This is a genomic window from Micromonospora sp. NPDC092111 (genome assembly GCF_044755745.1).
GTDB lineage: Bacteria > Actinomycetota > Actinomycetes > Mycobacteriales > Micromonosporaceae > Micromonospora.
Genome location: NZ_JBIVRQ010000025.1, coordinates 29,054 through 52,316 on the forward strand (window position 1 = coordinate 29,054; position 23,263 = coordinate 52,316).

The 23,263-nt window shown below is 68.7% G+C and carries 13 protein-coding genes and 1 pseudogene; 4 read left to right on the forward strand and 10 right to left on the reverse strand.

What is annotated here, in order from left to right:
• Positions 1-94: 94 nt before the first annotated feature.
• Complete coding sequence (locus ACIQG9_RS28190; protein ID WP_400408096.1) at positions 95-6,121, reverse strand: RHS repeat-associated core domain-containing protein; 6,027 nt, start codon at positions 6,119-6,121, stop codon at positions 95-97.
• Between the two features lie 382 nt (positions 6,122-6,503).
• On the opposite strand from ACIQG9_RS28190, the gene ACIQG9_RS28195 reads away from it, so the two are divergent.
• The gene (locus ACIQG9_RS28195) at positions 6,504-8,372 is read left to right on the forward strand and encodes a BTAD domain-containing putative transcriptional regulator (protein ID WP_400408097.1); all 1,869 of its coding nucleotides are present in this window, start codon (positions 6,504-6,506) and stop codon (positions 8,370-8,372) included.
• A gap of 116 nt (positions 8,373-8,488) precedes the next feature.
• Here ACIQG9_RS28195 and ACIQG9_RS28200 read toward each other — a convergent pair whose 3' ends face one another.
• Genes ACIQG9_RS28200 through ACIQG9_RS28220 form a run of 5 tightly spaced genes read right to left on the reverse strand, consistent with a single transcriptional unit; the run spans position 8,489 to position 13,760 of the window.
• On the reverse strand, positions 8,489-9,697 hold the full coding sequence (locus ACIQG9_RS28200) for an alpha/beta fold hydrolase (protein ID WP_400408099.1): 1,209 nt from the start codon (positions 9,695-9,697) through the stop codon (positions 8,489-8,491).
• A 36-nt stretch (positions 9,698-9,733) separates the two neighbouring features.
• The gene (locus tag ACIQG9_RS28205) at positions 9,734-10,270 is read right to left on the reverse strand and encodes a VOC family protein (RefSeq protein WP_400408100.1); all 537 of its coding nucleotides are present in this window, start codon (positions 10,268-10,270) and stop codon (positions 9,734-9,736) included.
• Positions 10,267-11,268: an ABC transporter permease gene (locus tag ACIQG9_RS28210; protein WP_400408102.1), complete on the reverse strand. Its 1,002-nt coding sequence runs from the start codon at positions 11,266-11,268 to the stop codon at positions 10,267-10,269. The genes ACIQG9_RS28205 and ACIQG9_RS28210 overlap by 4 nt, the downstream gene beginning before the upstream one ends.
• Positions 11,269-11,281: 13 nt before the next feature.
• Positions 11,282-12,793, reverse strand: coding sequence for a sugar ABC transporter ATP-binding protein (locus ACIQG9_RS28215; RefSeq protein ID WP_400408103.1), 1,512 nt, complete (start codon positions 12,791-12,793; stop codon positions 11,282-11,284).
• Between the two features lie 4 nt (positions 12,794-12,797).
• Positions 12,798-13,760: a sugar ABC transporter substrate-binding protein gene (locus ACIQG9_RS28220; RefSeq protein WP_400408105.1), complete on the reverse strand. Its 963-nt coding sequence runs from the start codon at positions 13,758-13,760 to the stop codon at positions 12,798-12,800.
• A 394-nt stretch (positions 13,761-14,154) separates the two neighbouring features.
• Here ACIQG9_RS28220 and ACIQG9_RS28225 point away from each other — a divergent pair, with 394 nt between their 5' ends.
• Together ACIQG9_RS28225 and ACIQG9_RS28230 are read left to right on the forward strand one after the other, a co-directional pair.
• On the forward strand, positions 14,155-14,853 hold the full coding sequence (locus ACIQG9_RS28225) for a GntR family transcriptional regulator (RefSeq protein ID WP_400408106.1): 699 nt from the start codon (positions 14,155-14,157) through the stop codon (positions 14,851-14,853).
• Positions 14,854-15,100: 247 nt separating this feature from the next.
• Positions 15,101-15,409, forward strand: a pseudogene (locus ACIQG9_RS28230) (alpha/beta hydrolase); the annotation flags it as partial.
• A 15-nt stretch (positions 15,410-15,424) separates the two neighbouring features.
• Here ACIQG9_RS28230 and ACIQG9_RS28235 read toward each other — a convergent pair.
• The 3 genes from ACIQG9_RS28235 to ACIQG9_RS28245 are packed head-to-tail and all read right to left on the reverse strand — an operon-like array spanning position 15,425 to position 20,343.
• A complete protein-coding gene (locus ACIQG9_RS28235; RefSeq protein WP_400408108.1) occupies positions 15,425-16,642 on the reverse strand; it encodes a dihydrolipoamide acetyltransferase family protein in 1,218 nt (405 codons plus the stop codon).
• A 3-nt stretch (positions 16,643-16,645) separates the two neighbouring features.
• Entirely contained in the window at positions 16,646-18,823 is a 2,178-nt protein-coding gene (locus tag ACIQG9_RS28240) for a thiamine pyrophosphate-dependent enzyme (protein WP_400408110.1), read from the reverse strand.
• Positions 18,824-18,861: 38 nt separating this feature from the next.
• Positions 18,862-20,343 (reverse strand): aldehyde dehydrogenase family protein, encoded by a 1,482-nt coding sequence (locus ACIQG9_RS28245; protein WP_400408112.1) that lies wholly within the window; start codon positions 20,341-20,343, stop codon positions 18,862-18,864.
• 144 nt (positions 20,344-20,487) lie between these two features.
• Between ACIQG9_RS28245 and ACIQG9_RS28250 the strand changes: the two genes are divergently transcribed.
• A complete protein-coding gene (locus ACIQG9_RS28250) occupies positions 20,488-21,303 on the forward strand; it encodes an alpha/beta fold hydrolase (RefSeq protein ID WP_400408114.1) in 816 nt (271 codons plus the stop codon).
• A gap of 606 nt (positions 21,304-21,909) precedes the next feature.
• Here ACIQG9_RS28250 and ACIQG9_RS28255 read toward each other — a convergent pair.
• Positions 21,910-22,935 carry an NAD-dependent epimerase/dehydratase family protein gene (locus tag ACIQG9_RS28255; protein WP_400408115.1) on the reverse strand — a complete coding sequence of 342 codons (1,026 nt, stop codon included), beginning with the start codon at positions 22,933-22,935 and terminating at the stop codon, positions 21,910-21,912.
• Positions 22,936-23,263: the final 328 nt, after the last annotated feature.

A 23,263-nucleotide genomic window follows, 5' to 3' on the forward strand; every position in this document is an offset into this window, starting at 1 on the left:
ACGGCCGGGCTGACCGCAGAGCTCGCGTGACCGCTACCTGTCGGAGCGATGGAAGTGGCTGGTCCAACGCCGACTCGGACAGTCAGTCAACCGGTTAAGGCTCTCTGGTCGGGGGCATCTTTCCATTCCTGGCACGATAGATCCCCGTTTTCGCGGGAGATAACCCGTACTTGCCCCAACTGTATCCCTGGGTAAGGCCAGCAATTTGTGACGATCGCAGCCACTTGGCGGCCTTACGTGCTGTGATGTCCTCGTCCATCGCTCGGGCAACCGCGAGGTGAGTGGGAACTCCGATCGCCGTGGCCGCAAACAGCCCAGCCGTCACCGCACAGCCGATGCCGACTGTGCCGACACAGACCGCCGCGACCGCGAGCCCTGTCAGAAGGCCGACGCCGAAACCCGCAGCTTTGTGTACCAGGGCACGCTTTGTCTCCGTATTGATCAAAGGTTTCTTGGGTTTCGATTTGGCGGGCGCCTTGGGCGCGGCCTTGGCCTTGGGCTTGTTGTCCGCGATGTCGCGCCGGCAGGCGGCGTTGCAGCCCTTTGCGGCGTCAGCTCTAGCCTTCTTCGCCGTGGCGTTGCGCTTCTGCTGTTCCTTGGCGGCCTTCTTCTCCTTCGCCTCGTACGCCTTCACCCCCTTCTTGTTCATCTTCTTGCCGTCGGCGCTCACGCACGAAGCGCCACACTTGTTCCGCGCGTACGCTGCCTTCTGCGCCGGCGACGCCGCGTAGGACTTCGCCTTCTTCTTCGGGGCAGCCTTCTTCGGGGCGGCCTTCTTCTTCGCCGGCGCCGGCTTCTTGGCCTTCGGCTTGGCCTTGGCGCTGCCGCTGTTGTCCGCCATCAGCTTCAAGCCGTCCGGGTCGCTGAACGACGTCGGATTGTTGCTGGAGTAGGCGTACCCGTGCATCTGCTGTGGATCGTCGATGTCGATGATCGGGTCGACCGAGATGAACCGACCCGTCCCCGGGTCGTACTCCCGCGCGCCGAGATGGGTCAGCCCGGTGCCCGGGTCGATGTTCCCGCCGACGAAGCCCCGCTCCCCCGGCCAGGTGCCGGTGCCACCCCGTGCCGTGCCATACGGGGTCAGCAGTCGACGGGTCACCGCCATAGTGGCCGAGTCGATGGCGATCTCACCGGTGCCGTGGTGGTCGGACGTCAGCCAGGAGACCTGGCCGCCCTTGCGCATGGCCACCGGCTGGCCCTGGTAGGCGTAGTAGCGGGTGGCGGTCGCCGTGCCGCTGGTTGGCTGGTGCACCTCGGTGTGCCCCAGGTAGAGCGTGGTGCCGGTGGCGTCGCGGCGCAGCAGCCGGTTGCCCTCAGCGTCGTAGACGAACGAGGTGGTCTTGCCGTTCTCCGTGATGATGGAGACGTGCCCCTCGGCGTCCCAGTCCAGCACCTGCGCCTTGCCGTTGACCGTCCGGCCGGTGGTGTTGCCGTCGGCGTCGTAGCGGTAACTGTCGGTCAGTTCCCCGCCCGGACCGGTGGTCCGCACCGATGTCAGAGTGTGCGGCTGGGCCGCACCGGCGGCCGGATAGGTGTAGCTGGCGGTGGTGTCTCCGGCAGTCGCGTGCCGGGCCTCGGTCAGCCGGTTACCGACCTTGTCGAAGGTCCAGCTGTGCCAGTACGCCGCCGGACCACCGAGTGCCGTCGCACTGCGTGCCGTCGTGCAGTCACCGGCGGCCGGCGTCCACGCTTCAGTCAACCTCCGCAACTGGTCGTACTCGAAGCACTGGTTGTCGTTGGTGACAGTGTCGCCGACACGCAGGAGGTTGCCGGCCGGATCGTAGGAGTAGGTGGCGTCGGAGACCGGCGTGGTGCCCGGTGCCTGGGTCTTGGCGCGAGTCAGTCGCCCGGTCGTCTCGTCGTAGTCGAAGTCCCGGGTGACCTGCTTGCCGCTCGCGCCGAGCACGTACCGGGCCAACTCCCCGGTGTTGTCGTAGCCGGTGCTGGCGACGTAGGTGTTGCCGGTGGACAGCAGCGAGTTGGGCAGGCCCAGCGAGGTGTAGAAGGACTTCACCGTCTCGGCGGCGAGGTCCCCCGCGGCCGGCAGGTTGGTGTCGGTCACCTGACCAGCCGCGTTGTACCGGAACGTGGTGTCGTACGAGCGAGCAAGGCCGCCCTCGACCGCCGGGATCACGACCGATACGCCGGTGGGCTGACCGGCCGGGTCGTAGCCCAGCACCTGGTTCTCGTAGACGGCGGAACCGACGTACCGCTTCGACGAGGTGCCCAGTCCCTTGCCGCCGGGCAGGCTGTCGTACGTCCACTCGGCCAGTTTCGGCCCGGCGGCGGAGTTTTCGTGCACCTCTTTCTGCCGGCCCACCTCGTCGTAGACCGTGACCACCGTGCGGTTACGGCCGTCAGTGGTGCTGACCGGCCGATCCGCCTCGTCGTACGCGGTCCGTTGGGTGCCGGCGTCCGGGTCCTCGGTACGGATCTTGCGGCCGCGCAGGTCGTAGAAGTGTCGCCAGACGTTGCCGGCCGTGTCGGTGACGGTGCTGAGCCGCCCGGCCCGGTCGTAGCCGTAGCGGGTGCTGTCGTAGCCACTGGTGATGCCCGCGGTGTGCTGGCGCAGCTCGACGGTCCGGTCGTGCGCGTCGAGGATCGTCGTGGTGGCGGTGTCCCCGGCCGGCGGGGTGACCGACACCCGGTCACCGCCGTACGTGGTGCTGGTTCGCCACTTCTCCACGTTGCGGTCGTAGAGGATCTCCGCGATCTCCCGGTCCGCTCCGTCGTAGAGCGTCCGGGTCTGCGACGGCACCTCGGTGTCGGCCACCGCGACCAGCGCCTTTGCCGGCAGGCCGGCGGTGTAGTAGTCGGCGTTCTCCTTCCAGTCCCGCCCGTGGGAGTCGTAGAAGGTGTCGGTGACGATCCGTCCGGAGATGTTCGGTGACTGCTCCTGGGTCTGCCGCTCCCGCAGGAATCCGTCGAGTAGCTGGTACGAGGTGGCGTACGCGGTCCCGGTGCCGAGCAGGGTCCGGGTGCCGAGCACGCTCGGAGCGGTACGGCGCACGTCGTAGGTGTACTCCAGGTTCGGCGTCGCGCTCGCCTTCGCCCGACCGGGCAGCCACACCTTCGTCAACCGGCCCAGCGGGTCGTAGCTCAGGTCGGTCTGCCGACCGTTGGCGTCGACCACGGTGAGCGGGTCCTCGGTCAGCGGGGCAAGGGTCACGGTCGACGTGTGCCCCAGCGGGTTGGTGTCGCTGACCGAGGTGAGCGGACCACCGACGGTCGGCGTGTAGGTGGTCGTGCTGGTGTGGCCGAGCGCGTCGGTGCTCGACGTCGGGCGGCCGTGGGCGTCCAGGGCAGCACTGCCGACGGTCTGCCAGACCGGTCCGTTCGACCAGTCCTTGGCCTCCTCCGTTTTCGTCACGTCACCCCGGGTGGGTGGGGTGCCCCAGACCTCGTTGTCGTAGTAGATCCGCTCGTCGCTGAGCAGGTCCGCCGGAAGATTCGCGGTGACACCGCAGGGCACGAGCACGGTGGTGGATCGGGACGCCGTGTCGATGATCCAGGCGGTGCGGTTCTTCGCGTACGTCGTGGTCGTGCACTCGTCGTCGTCGTCGACCGCGATGTCGCCACGATCGTGCACCTCGATCGGCAGACCGTCCTCGTCGTAGCGGTACAGCACCTCGGTCGTCCGGGTGCCACCGGCGGCCAGGGTCTCGGTGCTGCGCTCGGACCGCTCGGCGGTCACCCACGCCGCCAGGTTCGTGCCGGTCGACCGGGGCCGGGTGGCCGTGTTCCTGATCTCCAGAGGTTCACTGACCGACCGGGAGACCAGAGCACCTCCGACACCGTTGTAGACCGAGGTTTCCCGGGAAAAACCGCGCCGGATGGACAGGTCGTCGAGCCCGTCCACCTGGACCGTCTTGGTCCCGCCGGTGGGCGACTCGCGGTCGCCGTGCATCCCGCGCATGAACACGTGCTCGGTCACCGTCTGCGGCGCGTCCACGCCGTTGCCGCTGATCTCCCGGACCTTCTGGAAGCCCCGCCACTGTCCCCAGGTCTTGAACCGATCCGGGGTCAACTCGGCGTCGTCGTAGTGCCAGGCGCCGTCGGTGCCGTACTCGTACCGGGTCACCTCGGGCGTACCGCCGCCGACCAGGTCGGTCTCGACGACCTCGGTGACCACGTATTTCTGGAACCAATCGATCGTTGGGGTCTCGAACTCCTGGGCGTAGTAGCCCGGGAAGCACCGTGCGGTGTTGGAGTGCGGGGTCGGCAGCGCCGACCGGACGCAGCCGGTGGGTGAGTACCTGACCTGGGTCTGCCCGCCGGTCTCGTTGTTGACGGCGCCGATCCGGAACTTGTTCATCGCCGCCTGGGTGTCCAGGCCGTCGACCCGGTTCGGGGTCCCCCCGCCCTCGGCGGTGAAGAACGGGTCGAAGTCGATCATGGGCAGGGTGGCGCTGCCGCCGACGTGCCCGCTCTGCGCGATCGACTCCAGCCAGAGGGAGGCGCTGGAGCGGTCCTTCGGGTCCGGGAAGGTGTGGGTCAGGCTCCACGAGTCGACGTTCTGGAAGCCACCATGGTTGACCTGGGTGGTCACCGTCGCCAACCGCTTGGTGCCCCAGAAGGTCGGTGCCGACTGCGGGCACGTGCCGCCCGAGCAGGACTGGTCCAGGGGTACGTCCGGGAAGTCCCCGGGCTGGCCGACCTGACAGGCCGAGCCGGGCAGGCAGCGGGGCGCGGTGGCGAAGAGCACCCGGGCGCTCGCCGGTACGGTGTAGACGCTCGACGCGCGCAGCCCGTACTCGACGCGGTTGAGGTAGCCGGCCCGCACGTACGGCGTCGCCGCCGCCGGGGTCTTGTTCCGCCCGTAGTGGTTGATCTCCCGGTCGTAGTAGTACGCCATCGCGTCGCCGTGCGGGTCGACCACGTAGTCGAGGTTCCACCGGTACGCCTGCTGGCACCACGACTCGGCGAACGTCGCCCGGTGGCAGGGCTCGCCCGCCTCGTTGCCGAAGACCGGCATCGTGTACGTGGAGTTGGTCTCGCCCCGACCCGACGACCAGCCGGGCAGCCGGTTCAGGCCGAAGAAGTACTGCGTACCGTCCGGGGCGGTCAGTTTCCAGTGCTCGCCGCGGTCGTCCGGGTCGGTCGACCCCTCGTCGCCGTTGTCCGCACCAGTCAACAGCTCGATCCGCCAGCCGTCGTCCTCCTCGGCCCGCCACACTCCGGTGGCCTGGTCGCGGACCAGCTCGCCGGAGACACCCGGCAGCGACACCACGGCGTTCGCCGTCTCCCAGCACTGGTCGTTGACCCCGGCCTGACCGTCCTCGGCGCACGCCTTGTAGGACCGCTCGATGAAGCCGGCCTGCAGGTCGAAGCCCTCGCCGACCCAGGAGGGCTGGTTGTTGGTGGAGGCGGTCTTCCCGTCCACCGCACCGGACGAGTAGTTCAGGCCGAAGTCCGGCTCGATGCCGGGCACCGACGGCACCTGCATCGGGTACGACCAGGTGAAGTCGCCGGACTGAAGGCCGACCTGCCAGGTCGCCGACGGGGCCAGCGAGGTGGGCCCGTAGCTGCCGGTCGCGCCGGCCGCGCCGGCGGTCACCGCGTAGAGGCCGTCGGAGACCCGGGCGGTGAGGGTGCCCGCCCGGGCGTCGTTGCGGGTCACCACCGATTGCCCCCGGCCGCACCCGACGTCCTCGGTGGCGGCGCACTCCGGCACCTTGACCAGCCGCAGCCGAGCGGCATAGTCGCCGCCGAAGGCGTTGCGGAACCCGGAGTAGTCCACGCTGACGCCGAGCTCACGCGCCTTCTGGTCGGTGTGACTGAGGCGGAGCAGCAGACCTGCCGGACCTCGCCGAGCGGCGGCGGAGCGGTCCAGCACCTCCACCCGTACCGGGCTGTCCGCGGCTACCGAGACCGGCGATCCACCGGCCTGGCGCAGGCTCGGCGCGGTCAGCGCGCGGTCGGCCCTGGCTGCGGCGCGCTCCTCCGGGGGCGGCGGGATCACCACCGCGACCTCGGCCTTCGGCCAGGTCACGCTGGGAGCCTTGGTCACCAGCGGGGTACGGTCGACCGGCCGGGGCCGGGTCGGCACCGCGCTGGTGGGCACCGCGCTGCCGGCCGGGCGGAACGGGGCAGCCGAGGCCGGCGTCGGTGGCGACACCGGCGCCACCGCACCCAGGGGCGCGGCAACCACCGCCGCCAGTAGTAGCAGGATCCCGTGACGAAGACGTCCGGGTCTCGATCGAGCGGTCACGATGACTCCAGAGTGACGAGTTGGCCGACGGTCGGCCGGCTGAACGCTCGCCTAAAGCCGTACGACGACCCGTATACGTCGCCGTACTCGTAGTGCCGGGAGGCCGACCGGGCGACTCGTACGGTGGCGCAGGAGTCACGCGGCTCGGGCGTTCGGGTTTGTTCCGCACTGTTCGCGGCAGTGACCGAACAGCCGCCCGCTGCCGAGACTGACCCAGCGATCTCCGGCGTGCCCTTGGAGGCGGCAGTCCGCCGCCTCCCAGCCGGAGAGGCACGGGGGCGGATGAGCCATGAGTCTCTCGGTCGAGCTGCTCGGCCCGATGCGGGTGAGCGTCCACGCCGAACCGGTGTTACCGCCGCCCGGGCGGCAACGCTCCCTGCTGGCACTGCTGCTGCTGAACGCGGAGCGGACGGTCAGCCGGGACCGGGTCATGGCGGAGCTGTGGCCGAACGCCGCTCCCCAGTCCGCCGCGGTGAACCTGCGGACATACGCGTGGGGGCTGCGGAGTTGGCTGGCCCGGGTCACCGGCACCGGCGCGGGCGGTCAGCTGGTCCGTAACGGGACCGGCTGGGCGCTGCGGCTGATGAGCGACACGACGCTGGCGCTCGACGTGGTGACGTTCGAGCGGGATGTGACCGTTGGCATCCGGGCACTTGCCGACGGCGACCTGACGTCCGCCGCACGGCACCTGCACGGCGCGACGCAGGCATACCGGGGCGTCCCGCTGCTGGATGTTCCGCAGGGGCCGGTGCTGTCCGGCTGGGCGGTACTGCTGCACAACAGGTGGGTGGAGGCGACCGAGGGGTACGCCGAGACCCTGCTGCGGATCGGGCGGTTCGGCGCGGTCCGGGAGCTGCTCCAGGGTTTCGTGGGGCAGCAGCCGGGTCGGGAGCGCGCCTGGGGTCAGTTGATGACCGCCTGTTCGCGTGGCGGGGACACCGCCGGGGCGGTCGCGACCTACCGGGCGGCCCGGACGGCACTGGTCGAGGGGTTCGGCGTGGAGCCGAGCGCCGACCTGACCGCGCTGTACCAGGCGGTGCTGCGGCGTGAGCCGGAAATGACCCGGCCGCCCGAGTTCACCGCGACGCGGGGGCCGGTGCCGGTCGTCGGACCGGCCGGCCCGCTGCGGCAACTACCGGCCGACCTGCCCGTGCTGTTCGGCCGGGAATCAACGGTACGTGAGCTGCTGGACGCACTGCGTCACACTCCCGTCGTCCCCGGCAGGTGTCGGGTCGCGGTCGTCGTAGGACCGGCCGGCGTCGGCAAGACCGCCCTCGCGATCCACCTCGCCCATCTGCTGCGCCCCGACGGGCACGGCGCGCACCTCTTCGTCGACCTCGGCGGACCGACGCCGGCCGTGGCCTCGTCCCCTACCTCGCAGGACACCGCCGCGGGCGCGCTGGACCCGGCGGTGATCCGCCTGCTGCATGCCTTCGGGGTGACCGGGGAGCACCTTCCCGACCTGCCCGCCGACCGACACGCGTTGCTGCGCGGCTGCCTCGCCGAGAGTCGAGCGCTCCTCGTCCTGGACGACGCGACCGACCTGTCACAGATCCGGGCGTTGTTGCCAGGCGAGGCGGCGTGCACGGTCATCGTGACCAGCCGGCACCGCCTGGCCGGGCTGACCGCCGTGCACCGTGTCGACCTCGGTCCTCTCGAACCAGCCGCAGCCGAGTTGATGTTTCACATTGGAGCCGGTGTAGCCAGCCCGGACGAGTCGACTCGATCGGTCGTCGCGTCCTCCGCCGGCCTGCCACTGGCGCTGCTGATCACGGCCGGCCGGCTCGCCGGACAGCCACCGGCGATGATCCGCCGACTCGCGCTCGCGCTGCGGGACGAGCACCGTCACCTCGACGAACTGGTGCTCGACGATCTCTCGGTCCGGGCGCGCATCGCGGTCTCCTACCGCGCGGTGGGTCTGTTGGAACAGCGAGCCCTACACCTGATAAGCACGACCGGCGAGGCCGGGATCCCGGTCGGGCCGCTCGCCGCCGCACTGGGTCTTCCTCGGCACCGGGTGGAGCTGGTGCTCGAACGACTCGCCGACGCGCACCTGGTGACGTTGACCGAGCCAGAGAATCGTGTGTTTCGCTACCGGACGCCGAAGCTGGTCCGACTGTTCGTCAGCGAACAGTCCGAGCCGACTACAGGACACTAGATTTCCGCTGAGGGACGAACGCCGCGCCACCCTGGCGAGGCGACGGTTTCGGCTCGAACAGCGGTGGCGGAGCGTCCGGGCGGGCAGCTACCGCCGCCCGGCCCGGTACCGGTCGCTTACTTGTGGCCGTTCTTCTGGAGGAAGGTCCGGACGGTCTCGTTGAATTCGTAGGGGTTCTCGATCATGGGGTAGTGGCCGGTGCCTTCGAGGACCACAAGTTGGCTACCAGGAATGCGGCTTTGGGTCGCTGCGACCTGCTCCTGGTAGACGAGCCAGTCCGCTTCGCCGCGGAGCAGGAGTACAGGGGCCTGGATGCGGCCGACCTCGTCGCGTTTGTCGAAGCCGGCGTAACCGATCAGGTCCCCGGCCATCACCTCGGGAACGTTGCGCCGGATCTGCCACACGGCCTCTCGCGCGCGGTTCGCGGGAGTGCGCGCGCCGGTGAGTGATTCGCAGAACGTTTCGACGATCTGCTGGCCATTGCTGAGCAGCATCTCGAGCAGGAATCCGGACATGGTGGGGGTGTAGTCGGCACCGCAGGACGAGACGACCGCTGCGTACGCCTGCGGCTTGCGGGATGCCAGTTCGAGGACGAGGTTGCCGCCCATGGAGCAGCCGATGATGGCCGGCTTTTCCAGTCCGAGCGCGGCCATGAACGCCTCGTTGAACTCGGCATGGCGGGTGAGGCTGCGAAATGGGCCCTCCGCGGGCATGTCGGTCTTGACATGGCCGGGCGCGTCGAGGGCGATGATCCGGTATTGGTCGGACAGGCCGTCCAGGACATAGCGGTACATGAGCGAGTCCTGACATGCGGCGTGGAAGCACACGATGGCCGGGCCGTGACCGGCTTCCTCGTAGTAGGTCCGGATGCCGTCGACGGTGATGTACCGGCCGACTGTCGGTTCGCCCGAGGGTCGCGGATCGGGAGACGGCGCCGGCCCGGCGAGCGGCGGTGTGCCCACGCGGGACATAGCCTTGAAGAGCAGATGGATGACGCGAATGTTGTCCATGGCGAGGACGGCGTCCCCGAGCATCTCCAGGTTGCCAAGGCCGGGGGTGGTCGCTTTCATGAAGTCTGATTCGCCCGCGATGATGCGGTCCCATTGCTCGCGCGGAGCTCGGAAGATGATGTCGGCACCGCGAGGCGAAGGACCGTCGGCGACGTCGACTATGCGTCCGCCGCTGATGTCGAGGTCGGTGGTGCCGGGGTCGTAGTCGATCCGGACACGGCCACGGAAATGCCGGGCGGCTGCGGTGAACCGGCTGTCCGCGTTCGCCTCGTCGGCGAGCGCCTTCCACCAGTTGGGGGTCAGCTGTGCGGTCATGGTTTGGGGCTCCTGTCTCCTTGTCGGCACAACGGTTTAGTCCCGGGGCTCGGGCAGCGGCTCGCTCGGGCGACGGCGGGCGGGCACCTCGATGGCTTCTAGGTGTATGCCGTAGATGTCCTCGAAGTCGAAGTACGCGAAGCCGCCGTCACCGTCGAGGCCGTAGCCGGAGCCGGACTGAATGGTGGGGTGGCCCGCCGCCTCGAATCGCGCGACGGCGTCGGCGATCGAGGGCACGAAGAACCCGAAGTGGTGCAGTCCGTAGCCGTGTCGCGCGATCCAGTCGTGGTAGATGCTCGGGCCGGCCAGCGGCTGGATGAGTTCGATCTGAGGTGAGTGTCCGATCAGCGCCAGCCTCATCGAGAACCGGCCGGGCTCTCCGTGGTAGCGGAGGTTCTCGACGTTGTCGAGCCCGTATGTGTAGATGCGCCACGTCTCGTCGCGGTGCAGCGCACTCCAGCGGCCGATGGCGACGCCGAGATCTTCGACCAGGAACGCGACCTGGTCGACGCGGCCGGCGCCGATGGCTGACTGCAGGGTGGCGGCCAGTTGGGTGTCGCTCGTGTGGTTCATCGGCGGTCCTGTCCGAGGAGCCTGCGGCTGGTCGTGCTGAGCGCGACGGCCGCCAGCAGGACGGAGCCCTGCACCAGGTAGAGGGCGTAGGACTGCGCTCCGAGTATGGCCAGCCCGTTCCCCGCGATGCTCACGACGAGAACGCCGACGAAGGTGCCGAGGATATGGAACTGCCCGTCACGGATCACCGAGGCGCCCAGGAAGGCCGCGGCGAACGCGCTGAGCAGGAAGCCGTCGCCGGCGGTGACCATGCCGCTGCCGATTCGCGCGGACAGCAGCACTCCGCAGATGCCGGCGCAGACAGCGACCCCGACGAAGGCGGCGATCGTGACGCGCCCGACGTCGACGCCGGCCAGGCGCGCCGCCACGGCGTTCGAGCCGGTCGCCTGCAGGTGGTGGCCGAGCAGCGTACGGTTCAGCACCACCCACAGGACGACGAGCACCACGGTCATGATGATGACCGGAATGGGGATGCCCCCGGGCCGTCCCCGGGAGATCTCGGTGAATCGCCCGGCGCCGAGGGTGATCGGCGCGCCGTTGCTGTAGAGGAAGTTGAGCCCCAGCAGCACTGTCGAGGTACCCAGGGTCGCGACGATGGCATTGATGCGTACGTGGGCGACCAGGATGCCGTTGACAACGCCGACGAGGGCGGCGGCGAGCAGCGCGCCACCGACAGCGAAGAGTACGGGTACGCCGCTGCGTTCCATCAGACCGACGCAGAGGATGCCCGAGAAGCTGACGACGTTCGCGAAGCTGAGGTCGAACTGTCCGGCGACCAGGACGTACGTGAGCCCGGCGGCCACGATCGCGAGGAGCGCGCTCTGGTTGAGCACATTGATCAGGTTGCGTTCGCTGAGGAACTCGACCGGCCGGGCGATGCCGAAGCCGAGGATCATGGCGCCGAGCACGATCAGGGTGCCGAAGCGGGCGAGGAACGCGAGGACTCGCTGCCCCGGGTCGGTGGTGGTCGCGACGGGCGCGATGGCGGTGGAGGTCATGGGGATCCCCGGGTCATTGGTAGCAGAGGCGGAGCATGTCGTTGACGGTGATCGAGGAGCCGGTCAACTCCCCGACGGTGGCGCCGGCGTTCATGACGACGACGCGGTCACATTCGAGGAGCTCCTCGAACTCGGAACTGATCACGAGGACCGACATGCCGGCGCGGGCGATGTCCCGGATCTGCTGGTAGATCAGGGCCCGTGCACCTATGTCCACGCCCCTGGTGGGCTCGTCGAGGAGCAGGATCACCGGCTCGGTCTGCAGCCAGCGCCCGATGATCACCTTCTGCTGATTCCCGCCGCTCAGGCCACCGACCGATTGGCGGACTCCGCCGCGCCGAAGGACGACGCCGAGATCGTGGGCGAGCGCGGTGGCCTGGCGCTCGGCCCGGCGAGCGGAGATCAGCGGGGGAAAGCTCAATCGGTGCCTGCGCCAGGTGTTCACGAAGAGGTTGCTGGTAACGGACAGGCCGAGGAACAGCGCCTCGGCACGCCGCTCCTCGGATACGAAGGCGATCCGGTGATCGATGGCGTCCGCGATCGACCTCGGGGCGTAGGGGCGCCCGGAGAGCAGCATCGACCCTGAGTCGATCCGGTCAGCGCCGAAGATCGCACGGGCGAACTCGGTGCGGCCGGATCCGACCAGTCCCGCGATGCCGAGCAGCTCGCCTTCGCGCAGGTCCAGTGTCACTCCGCAGAGCACCCGGCCGCGGCGGAGGTCGCGAACCTGGAGTACCGCCGGCCGGTCGTCGCCGGCGATGCGCCCGGCGGATCGGGGCGCGCTGGTCTGGTCGCCGACGATGGCCCCGACGAGCCGGTCGCGGGTGAGTTCCGGCCGCTCCACGGCGGCGGAGACTGTGCCGTCCCGGAACGCCGTCACCCGATCGCAGAGGCTGAGGACTTCATCGAGCCGGTGGCTGATGAAGACGACCGCGACGCCCTGCTCCGCCAGGTCGCGGGCCACCTCGAGCAGGCGCGCCGACTCCTGCGCGTCGAGGGACGCCGTGGGCTCGTCCATGGCGATCAGTTTGCAGTCGTGGACCAGGGCCCGAGCGATGCTGACGAGCCATTTCTGGTGGACGGTCAGCCGCGCCACCGCCCGGTCGAGACGGAAGTCGATGCCGACCGTCCGCGCCGCCTGCCGCGCCCGGGGGTGGACGCCGTCGACACGCCGGAGCGCGAGCGACGCTCCCTCGTGGCTGCCGAGCATGATGTTCTGCGCGGCCGTGAACGTCTCGACCAGGTTGAGCTCCTGGTGGATGAAGGCGAGTCCGAGGCGGGCGGCCACGGCCGGGCCTGCGATGTGCGCCTCGGCTCCGCTGATCCGGATCGTGCCCGCGTCGGGCTGTTCGAGGCCGGCGAGCAGGCGCACCAGGGTGGACTTTCCGGCGCCGTTCGCGCCGACGAGCCCGTGAACCTCGCCGGTGCGGAAGGTCAGGTCCACGCCCTGGAGAGCGCGGATCGCGCCGTAGGTCTTGGCCAGACCGCGTACCTCGACGAACGTCTTTGCCGCATCGTCCGACACGGGTTCAGTTGAGTTCAGGGTGCTGCTTGAGGAAGTCATTGACGTTGTCCTTGTCGATCACCTGGGTGGTGCCGCCGATCTCCTCCGACGCGGCCGAGGCGGGATCGTCGACGGCGGCGATCAGGCGCTTCGCGAGTTCCTCGCCCTGGCCCGGCCCGTCGATCCAAAGGGTTGCGGTCAACTCGCCCCGCTGGATGAGCTTCAGTGCCGGTGCGGTGCCGTTGAGGCCGTAGCTGAGGATGTCGGGGCGGGCGGCCTGTTGCAGAGCCGCGGCTGCTCCGGTCGCCGGGTCGTCGAAGCAGGACCACACGGCGAGCGGTGTGCTGCCCTTCGGGTGCGAGGCCAACCAGCCGAGCGTTGCCTCGGAGGCGGATGTGGCGGCTCCCGGAATCGTGATCTGCTGCTTCGTCACCCGGATCGCGGTGCCCTTGACCGCCTCGTCGAGCGCCTTCTCGCGGTTCTGGCAGGGCAGGCCGGGCCGGTAGCCGAGAACCAGCAGCTCGCCCTCGCGCCCGAGATCGCTGACCACCCGGGCGGCGATCTCGTCGCCGAGGGCGGTGTCAGCGGCGAACGGCACGCCGGGGGCGAGGCCGCCGCCCCAGTTGGCGACCGGGATCTCGGCTTGCGTGGCCGCCGCGACACCGGCGCTGAGCGCCGAGGACGGGAACACGCTCACGACCATGGCGTCGACGCCGCGTGTCACCAGGTTCTCCATGGCGCTGTTCGCCCCGTCGACCGAGCCCTTGGCGTCGACCGTCACGGTCGCCCAGCCCAGCGCCTCGGCATAGTCGGCGGCACCCTGCAGAGCGCTGTTGGAATAGACGTCGTCACCGCTGAACTGGACGATGCCAAGCGTCCTGCTGCCGGCGGACGAGGCCGCTTCGCCGGAGCACCCCGCCAGCGGGGCAATGAGAGCCGCTGCGGCGAGGGCCGTCGCCAGCGGACCGGGTCGCTTTGGTCGCTTCATGGGATGTTCCTCCGCCGTGTTGTGTCGCCTGAGCCGTGAAGCGCGGCGACGGGTGATTGGAGCCACATCGTGCGCTGAGCCCAGTCCAGGTGTCAAGATTTCGGATCCAATCCGTGGCGCAACTGCCTGCTATGCGCACCTTTTGTCCCTTTAGTAAACGGAAGTGTATTCAACTAGTCTTGAGTAGACGCATCGCTGACGCACCTTTTGGATCCAGGCAGGCACCGGGATCGGGTGCAGACCTCACATATTCGCGGTGGGACCCTTGTGATTGGGTTCAATCCGGTCTAGTTTCTCGCGTATCAACCGTTTGGGCGACGGGAGTCACGGATGGGATCCGATCTGGCCTGGACCGGCGGTCGGCGGGTGGTTCGTCGTGCGGCATGCTGATCCGATGAACAACGAAAATCCGGACGAGAACGCAGGCGCGGATCCCGAGCTGATCAAGACCGGCGTCAGTAGCAGGCGCATCGCCGATCACCTGCGCAGCGCCATCCTCAGCGGCGAACTCGCCCCGGGCACCCGCCTGCGCCAGGAGGAGATCGCCGAACAACACGGCTCCAGCCGGATCCCGGTCCGAGAGGCTCTGCGGATGGTCGAGGCCGACGGGCTGGTCACCGTGAAGTCGTACAGCGGTGCGCGGGTAGCGAAGCTGGACTACGAGGAGTTCGATACCGCCTACCGGATCCGCGAGCGCATCGACCCCCTGGCTCTGGCCCAGAGCCTCCACGGCATCACCGAGGACGACATCGCGCGGCTGGAGGAGTTGGAGACCGAAGTCGAGGCCGCCACGTCACCCGACCGGTTCGTGCTGCTCGACCGGGAGTTCCATCTCGCCACGTACGCCGGTTGCACCGACCGGCAACTGCTGTCCACCGTGACCCGCTTCTGGAACACCACCCAGCATTACCGGCGCGCGTACGCCCAGCTCATCGACGACCACGGCCGAGCGATCATCAAGTACGAGCACCGGCTGCTGATGGACGCGATCCGCCGCCGCGACCCGGTCGACGCCGAGCGCTTCCTCTCCGGTCACATCCGGCGGACCCGCATCACCCTCGCCGAACGCCGCGAACTGTTCGAAAAACACTGAGGGGGACCCGTGGCCTACAGCGCCGTCGTCGAACAACGCCTGCAAGCCTGGCGCGGCAGCCTGGGCGACCTGAGCCATCCTGAACGGTGAGACCGGCGGCCGGAGCCTGGACCAGCTTCGAGCGCACTACGTGGCCATGGTGTCCCGCCATCCGATGGCTGACGGCGTCGTGGTCGACGAGACCATGCTCGGCGCGGTCCCCGTCACGCGGGCCACCCCGGCGACCGGAACCGCCGACGCCCACCTCATGTACTTCCACGGAGGTGCCTACCTGTTCGGCGCGCCCGCCGGCTACCTCGGGCTGGCCGCACGGCTGTCCCTCGCCAACAACGCCGTGGTGCACCTGCCGGACTACCGCCTCGCGCCGGAACATCCGTACCCCACTCCGATCCTGGATTGCGTCGATGCGTACGGTGCGCTGCTGGAGACCGGCGCCGAACCGGGGAAGATCCTCTTCGCCGGCGACTCGGCCGGTGGCAGCCTGACCGTCTCGGTGATGGTCCACGCGCGCGACCGTGGATGGCCCCTCCCGGCCGGCGGTACCGCGATCTCCCCGTGGCCGCGGGTGGCTTCAGGCGAGGATCTGGAGCGGCCGTTCCAGAAGGCCGGTCAGTGCGCTCATCCATCGCGCTGCGGTGACGCCGTCGATCGGGCGATGGTCGACGGCAAGACTGAGCCGCATGAGGGTGGCGATACGTATCTCGCCGTCCACGACCACGGGGGCCGGACTCGCCGCGCCGACCGCGAGGATCGCGGCCTGGGGCGGGTTGATGATCGCCGCGAACTCCTCCGTGCCGTACATACCGAGGTTGGTGACCGTGAGGGAACCGCCCTCAAGGTCGCTCTGCCGCAGAGTACGTGCATGGGCCCGCTGGATGAGGTCGCGCGTCCGGCCGGCCAGTCGCCGGATACCCATGCCGTCGACGTCCCGGACCACGGGAGTGACCAGTCCGTCCTCGGTGGCAACGGCGATCGCGATCGCCGCGCCTTCGAAGTGGCGGATCGACTCGCCGTTCCACTGGACGTTCATGCCGGGGACCCGGGCGTATGCCGCCGCGGCCGCCTTGACGACGAGGTCATTGAGCGTGACGGCGACATCCTCGCCGTCGTTGAGCTCGCGCCGCAGTTCCAGGAGGCGGTCGACCCGCGCGGTTCCGCGCAGGTAGAAGTGCGGGGCGGTGCTCTTGCTCTCGACGAGGCGCCGCGCGATGGCCTGACGCATCCGGGAGATCGGGACATCCTCGAACCTGGGCGTCGCCTCACCGTCGCCGATGGTCCGGACCGGCGGTTCGGCGGCCGGCGGCGGGGCCGCGGGCGGTGGGCTCGCGGCGGCGATGGCGGCCTCGACATCGCGGCGGCGGATGCGGCCGTTCGGTCCCGAGCCGGCGATCTCCGCCACGGTCAGGTCGGCCAGACGCGCCAGCCGGCGAGCGATCGGGCTCGCGAAAACCCGGTGCCCGTTGCCAACGGTGGGTTCCCCAGCCACGGGTGCGGCGTCCGCAGCGACGCCGAGCGACGCCAGCAGCGTAGCGATATCGTCGTCGCTGTCGTCGGGTCCGCCCCAGATGGCGATCGGTGATCCCGAGGCGACGGTCTCCCCCTCGTCGGCGAGCAGCCGCAGAAGCATCCCACCGGCCTCCGCCTCGACGTCGGCGACGGCCTTCTCGGTCTCGACCGTAACGATCGCCTCGCCCTCGTCGTACGGGGTCCGCAGCGGGACATTCCAGCTGGCGACCACGGCTTCCCGAGAGTTCGTCGCCAGCTCGGGCAGGCGCAGGATTTCGGCCACGGATCACACCTCGGCAATCTGACGGAGCTTGGCGGCGACTTCCTCGGTGCCCGCGAAGGCGGCACGTTCCAGCACCTTGCTGATGCTCGGTGATGCCTCGCCACCGGTGACCCGTTCCACCGGCGCGTCGAGCCAGTCGAAGTGCCGGCGCTGGATCTCATCGGCCAGCCATCCGCCGTACGAGGTGCCGCGAGCTCCCTGCTCGGCGATGAGCACGGTGTTGGTCTTGCGGACGCTGGCCGCGATGGTTTCCCAGTCCAGGCTGGCCCGGTCGAGCCACCGCAGGTCGATCACCTCCGCGTCCACCCCGACCTCGTCGACGGCGTTCAGCACGTGCTGCGTCATCGCGAGATAAGTGATGATCGTGAGGGCCGCCCCGCTGCGGCGCACCGCCGCCTTCCCGACCGGTAGGTAGTGGTCGTAGTCGCCCGGCGCATCGGGTCCCACCGAGTTGTAAAGGTCGACGTGCTCCAGCACGACGACCGGGTCGTCGCACGCCAGGGCCGTGTTCATGAGGCCCACGTAGTCGAACGGCGTCGAGGGGGCGACGATTCTCCAGCCGGGGGCGGTGGCGAGGATGCCGGCCGGATCCATCGAGTGCTGCGAGCCGTAGCCGGTGCCCATGGCGACCTTGCTGCGGAGCACGAAGGGAACCTTGCCGGTGCCACCGAACATGTGGCGGGCCTTGCCGATCTGGTTGAAGATCTGATCGGCCGCGACCCACATGAAGTCGGCGTACATGAACTCCACGACCGGCCGGAACCGTCCGTCCATGGCCATGCCGCCGCCGAGTCCCGCGAACGCGTTCTCGGATATCGGAGTTCCCAGCACCCGGTCGCCGAAGCGCTCCTTCAGACCGCGGGTGGCTCCGTTGGTGCCGCCGTTGAGGCGGTGCACGTCCTCGCCGAGGACGACGATGCGGGAATCGGTCTCCATCCGGCGTGCCATGACGCGGGCGACGGCCTCGATGAACTTCGACTCCCTGATCGGCCCGGGATGGTCATCGAGGTCTGTGAAGGTGATTCCGGCCAGTTCGCTGAGATCCCCGCGGACACCCTCGTCGACGAAGCCGGGGTCCGGCCACTCCACCGGTCGAATCCGCCGCTCCTTGGCCTTTCCACCCGGTCGGGACTCGAGGATCACGTCGCCCAGTTCCACCATGAGCGCCTTGGCTCGCTGCCGGCTGTCCGCGACGTCCTCGAGGGTGAGGATCCCCCGGCGGACGAGATGCCTGGCAGTGGTGTCGAGCGGATCGCGCCGACGCCACTGTTGTTCCTCCTCCTTGGTGCGGTACCGAAAGGCGGACCCGGGGAACGGCCCGTTCTGATGGAAGTACCGGTAGACATCCGCCTCGATCAGTGTCGGTCCGTTGCCGGAGCGCATGTGCTCCAGTGCCTCGCGCATGGCGAGGTGGACCGCGAGCGGGTCCATCCCATCGACGCGCCAGCTACGGATGCCGAAGCCGGGGCCGCGGCCGGAGAGCCGCGGTTCGCCGGTTACCTCGCTGACGTGGGTGGACACGGCGTACTGGTTGTTCTCGACGAAGAAGCACACCGGCAGCGACCACGCGGCAGCGAGGTTGAAGGTCTCGAGTACCGATCCGATGTTGACGGCGCCGTCGCCGAAGTACGTGACGGTCACCGCGTCAGTCCCAGCGTGTCTGTGGGCCCATGCGGAGCCCGCGGCGAGCGGGACGCCGCCACCGACGATGGCGTTCGTGCCGATCGCGCCGGCGTCGTGCCATTGGAGGTGCATGCTGCCGCCACGGCCATGGCTGAGGCCCTCGTCGAGCCCGCAGATCTCCCGAAGCGTCCGCAGCAGCGCCTCGCGCACGTCGTCGGGTACGGGCTTCGTCAGCTCGATACCTTCCGGACGCAGATGGGTCAGCACCTTGGCCAGGAACTGGTGATGGCCCCGATGCGAACCGTTGACGGTGTCCTGCGAGGTCAGCGCGATGCACGAGCCGACGGCTCCGCCCTCCTGCCCGATGCTGGAATGCGCCGGGCCGTGGACGAGTCCTTCGGCGGCCAACTCCAGGACGAACTCCTCGAACGCCCGGATCAGGACCAGTTGGCTCAGCATGTTGCTGAGCAGTTCCGGGGACGCGGCGTCCCAGTCGGCGTCGGTGACGGCGAGCTCCGTCCAGGCGGCCGACGGCTCGATCGGATGGGAGTTCGGCATCTCACTTCCCTTTCAGAGCATGATTGACGGACGGGTATCTAGCCGGCGAGCACGATCAGCCGCTCCTCGGTCATCTCGCGGACGGCCCAGGCCGGCCCCTCACGGGTGTTGCCGGAGTCCCGCTTGCCGCCGTAGGGCTGATGGTCGACGCGCCACGTAGGCACCGCGTTGATCAGGACGCCCCCGTAATCGAGGACGCGCGCCGCAGTGAGCGCCTTCCCGAGGTCTGCGGTGTACACCCCGGCCTGCAGGCCAAAACGTGTGTCGTTGGCCATGCGGAGCGCTTCCGCGAAATCTCCGTATGCCGTGACCGCGACCACGGGACCGAAGACCTCCTCGGCGCACACCTTCATGGACGGGCGCGCATCCACCAGCACCGTGGGACGCAGGACCCCGTCGCCGGTCACGTCCCCGCCGGTCGCCACCCGTGCCCCTTGAGCGACAGCCTCGTCGATCCACGCGATCACACGGTCACGAGCCGCATGCGAGATCAGTGCGGACACATCCGTCGCCTCGTCCAGCGGGTCGCCGACCACCAGCCGTTCGACGGCCTCGGTCAGGGCCGTGATGACCTCTCGCACCACGCCGGCGTGAACCAGGACGCGCTGGGTGGAGACGCACGACTGCCCGGCGTGACTGAACCCGGCCACAGCGATCTTGGCGACGGCGTCCCGCCAGTCGCTGTCCGGTTCGATGATGACGGGCGCATTGCCTCCGAGTTCCAGGCTCACCCGCTTGCGAGGTGCCCGTTGCCGGATCGCCCAGCCGACGTCCGGTGACCCGGTGAAAGTGATGAGCGCGACGTCGGGGTGGTCCACGAGCGCGCCGCCGACCGTGGGACCGTCACCCGGGATGACGTGCAGATAGCCCGGCGGGAGTCCGCACTCGTCGATCAGCAGTTCGGCCAGCAGGACCGAGGAGAACGGGGTCTGCTCGGCGGGCTTGAGCACCACGGGACAGCCCGCCGCAATCGCCGGCCCGAGCTTGTGCACCACCAGGTTGAGCGGGAAGTTGAACGGCGCGATCGCCCCGACAACGCCCACCGGCACCCGCAGAGTGAAACCGATCTTGCCCTCGCCCGCCGCGGCAGCCTCCAGGGGCACCGTCTCGCCGGTGAGACCGCGGGCGACCGCCGCGCTGAAGACGAGGGTGGACACTGCCCGCCGCACCTCGGCACGGGCGGTCCGGATGGGCTTGGCGGACTCGAGAGCGATGCAGCGGGCGAATTCCTCGCCACGCCCCGCCAGCCGCACCGCCGCCCGGTCCAGCACCTCGGCCCGTCGCCAGGACGGAAACGGTGTGTCCAGCGCGGTCCGCGCACCAGCGACCGCGCGGTCGACCTCCGCGACGCCGAACGCCGGCACCACACCGAGCAACCGGCCGTCGTACGGCGCCTCGACCCGCATCACCTGGTGGCCGGCTACCCACTCGCCATCGAGCGGGACAAGGGTGACTGCCGGCCGATCGCCGTCGGAACTCAAACGCGCCATGGCGTTGGACGGTAGATGCTTCACCTGCACCCGTCAACCGGATCGGATCCAATATCCCGCCTTCCGCGCCACGGCGGATGCGCTGGGCCAGGTGGGGCTGTTGACAATGTATCCAAACCGATGGCACTGTGACCCAGGTCGCACCGCACCACCACACCCGGAAGGGGTGAGCCGATGAAGACCGCAGGAAGAATCGCCGTTGCCGGCGGGGAACTCCATGTCGACGACACCGGAGAGGCCGACCTTGTTCCGGTCGTGTGCCTCCACTCGCTATTTCTCGACCATCGTCAGTTCGACGCGTTCGCGGCGGCTGCGTCCGGGCAGCTCCGGATCATCCGGCCCGACTTTCGCGGGCAGGGCAGAAGCAGCGGAGCCGTTCGCGACATCATCACCGTGGAGAGCTGCGCCGGCGACATCCAGGCCCTCCTCGACAAGCTCGGCGTCACCGAGGCGCACTTCCTGGTCTCGTCCATGGGCGGCGATGTCGGCTTGCGCGTGGCGGCCCACCGGCCCGACCTCATCCGGTCGATGGTCATCACCGGATCGTCCGCCCGGGCAGAGCCGCCGGGTCAGTTGCGGGAGTTCCTGCAGTGGGTCGAAGATGTCGGTAAGCGCGGCTTCACCGACGATGTGCTCCGCACCACCATGCGCATCATGCTCGGCGAGACCACGCTGCGAGACCCCGCCAAGCGAGACGTCGTCGACCTGTGGACCGCGCGCATAGCCGCTCTCAAACCCGGGCTCAAGCCGGCCATGGCCGGAGTCATCCGCCGGCGCTCCGCCCTCGATCTCCTCGAGGACATCACCGTCCCCGCCCTGGTGATCTCGGGCGAGGAGTGCATCGCCCGACCCTCGACCTGGGCGAAGGAGCTGGCCGCGAGCCTGCCTGATGCCCAACTCTGGATGATGTCAGAGATCGGGCACAGCCCACTTCTCGAAGAGCCCGACCTGGTCAACCAGCGAGTGCTCGCCTTCTTCCGTGAACACTGAGCTCTTTCATGGTGGGTGTCGGCTTGAGGGTGGCGACGGCGCGTGTGCCCTGATCACAAAGGTATTGGGTCAGGCCGCCGTACTGATGGTGGTCTGGCACCATCGGCGTTCGCGTTCAGAGCGGATCCATTCCCAGACTGAAACTGCCGACCCGCCGACCGGCAATCGCCGTGCGTCAGCGCGAGCGGATGCACCACCACGGTGCCACGTTGCAAGATCAATAGCAGATCAAGATCATCAGATGGTACGCCATTGGCGGTACAGACCTGAACGCGAAGTAACTTTCAGTGCCCATTCGCACCATATCCGTTATCGAAAAGGGGGTGAATTCTGGTGCGGCCATCGAGGCTGCGACCGCGAGGTCGTGGAGGTAGGGCTGTCATCGGGGAGGCAATCGGGAGAACGTGCAGGACGGCCAGGTCGGTCAATTCGGCCTCGCGGTTTGTCGCGGTGATCGCTCCGCCGAGTTCCGATTCGACCTATCGTCCGTGGCGGCACCGAGGAAGTACCGCACGCCGGCGCGCTGCATGCGCTTGTATCGCGAGTCGGACCCGAAGCCCGTGATCCGGCGCCTGGCGAGCAGTTCGGCGTGCATCGTCAGCTGGATTACTGGCGGCCACTCATGACTCGGGCCTGGCCCTGAGTCGGGGGCATTGCTGAGGTTCTGGACTTGCGGCGGCGGATGTCCCGCACCGTCATCCGCACCCCCTCGGTGAAGCCGATCGTCGGCTGCCATCCGAGCATTGCCCTGGCCTTGCTGTTGTTCAGCGCCATGTTCCGGATCTCACCGGACGGGGGTAGCTGCCGGTAGCGCGGGCTCATGGTCGCGCCCGTGGCCTCGCTCACGGCCCGATACACCTCGTTGATGCTCGTCTGTCGCCCGGAGGAGACATTGACCATACCGAGAGCCCTGTGGTGGCAGCCGATGGCCACGGCCTCGGCAACGTCGCTGACATGCACGAAGTCACGAGTCTGCTCGCCGTCGCCGTTAATTGTCACCGGGAGCCCGTCGAGCAACGCGTCGGTCATCAGGGACACCACCCCACAGCCCGCGCCGTCCTGGCGTGGTCCGTAGACGTTGCTGAGCACCATCGCCGTGTACGGCAGGCCGTGGTGTCGCCCGTACCAGTCGAGATACCGCACCGCAGCGGCCTTGCTGATGCCGTAGGGGCTGACCGGCGCCATCCCGTAGTCCTCCTCGATCGGCAGCTCAGCTAGGGGCACGGTGCCGAAGATGGCGCTGCTCGTGGCAAAGACGAACAGCCGTACGCCGCTACGTACGCAGGCGTCCAGGACGTTGACCGTGCCGAAGACGTTGAGGTCTGCGTCGTAGAGCGGGGTCCTTTCGGCAGCCGAGACATTGGACTGGGCGGCCAGGTGGACCACGACATCGGGTTTCCAATGGTCGATGATTTCCACCCCTTCGGGGGTGCGGATGTCGCCTACCACGACATCGCCGTCCGTAAGTCCGCCGAGCCCCGCATCGGCGAGGTTCTTGGCCCGCCCTGTCGAGAAGTTGTCGAGCACCCGAACCTGACTGCCCATCAGCATCAACCGGGCGAAGCGGTGCACGATGCGGGCGAGCAGGTCGTCCAGACCCGTCCGCCATCCGACGATCTCATCGATCAACACAAGCGCAAGAGCCTGCCCGGCCTCCGACCGACCACAACAGACTCGCGGTGCGATCGCTCAGTCAGCCGGGCACATAGCATCGACATCGACAGCCTGCCCCATCGGCGGCAACTCGGCACGAATCATGCCGATGAGCTGGCAACACTCCCGATCGCACAGCTACGGCTGGAGTACCTCGGACCACGACCATCACCCACGCCATCAAACTAGCAACGAACCAACGACTCAGGACACTAGTGTCCTGAGTCGTTAATTCGGCCGCAGTATGTGGCGAGGTTGTTCAGGATCTCGTCGGCGGTTCTGGTCCAGACGAACGGCTTGGGGTCGG

Excerpts from the sequence above, each read along its gene's own strand:
- ACIQG9_RS28195 (WP_400408097.1), top strand. The coding sequence starts at position 6,504 with ATGAGTCTCTCGGTCGAGCTGCTCGGCCCGATGCGGGTGAGCGTCCAC.
- ACIQG9_RS28200 (WP_400408099.1), bottom strand. The coding sequence starts at position 9,697 with ATGACCGCACAGCTGACCCCCAACTGGTGGAAGGCGCTCGCCGACGAG.
- ACIQG9_RS28205 (WP_400408100.1), bottom strand. The coding sequence starts at position 10,270 with ATGAACCACACGAGCGACACCCAACTGGCCGCCACCCTGCAGTCAGCC.
- ACIQG9_RS28210 (WP_400408102.1), bottom strand. The coding sequence starts at position 11,268 with ATGACCTCCACCGCCATCGCGCCCGTCGCGACCACCACCGACCCGGGG.
- ACIQG9_RS28220 (WP_400408105.1), bottom strand. The coding sequence starts at position 13,760 with ATGAAGCGACCAAAGCGACCCGGTCCGCTGGCGACGGCCCTCGCCGCA.
- ACIQG9_RS28225 (WP_400408106.1), top strand. The coding sequence starts at position 14,155 with ATGAACAACGAAAATCCGGACGAGAACGCAGGCGCGGATCCCGAGCTG.
- ACIQG9_RS28240 (WP_400408110.1), bottom strand. The coding sequence starts at position 18,823 with ATGCCGAACTCCCATCCGATCGAGCCGTCGGCCGCCTGGACGGAGCTC.
- ACIQG9_RS28250 (WP_400408114.1), top strand. The coding sequence starts at position 20,488 with ATGAAGACCGCAGGAAGAATCGCCGTTGCCGGCGGGGAACTCCATGTC.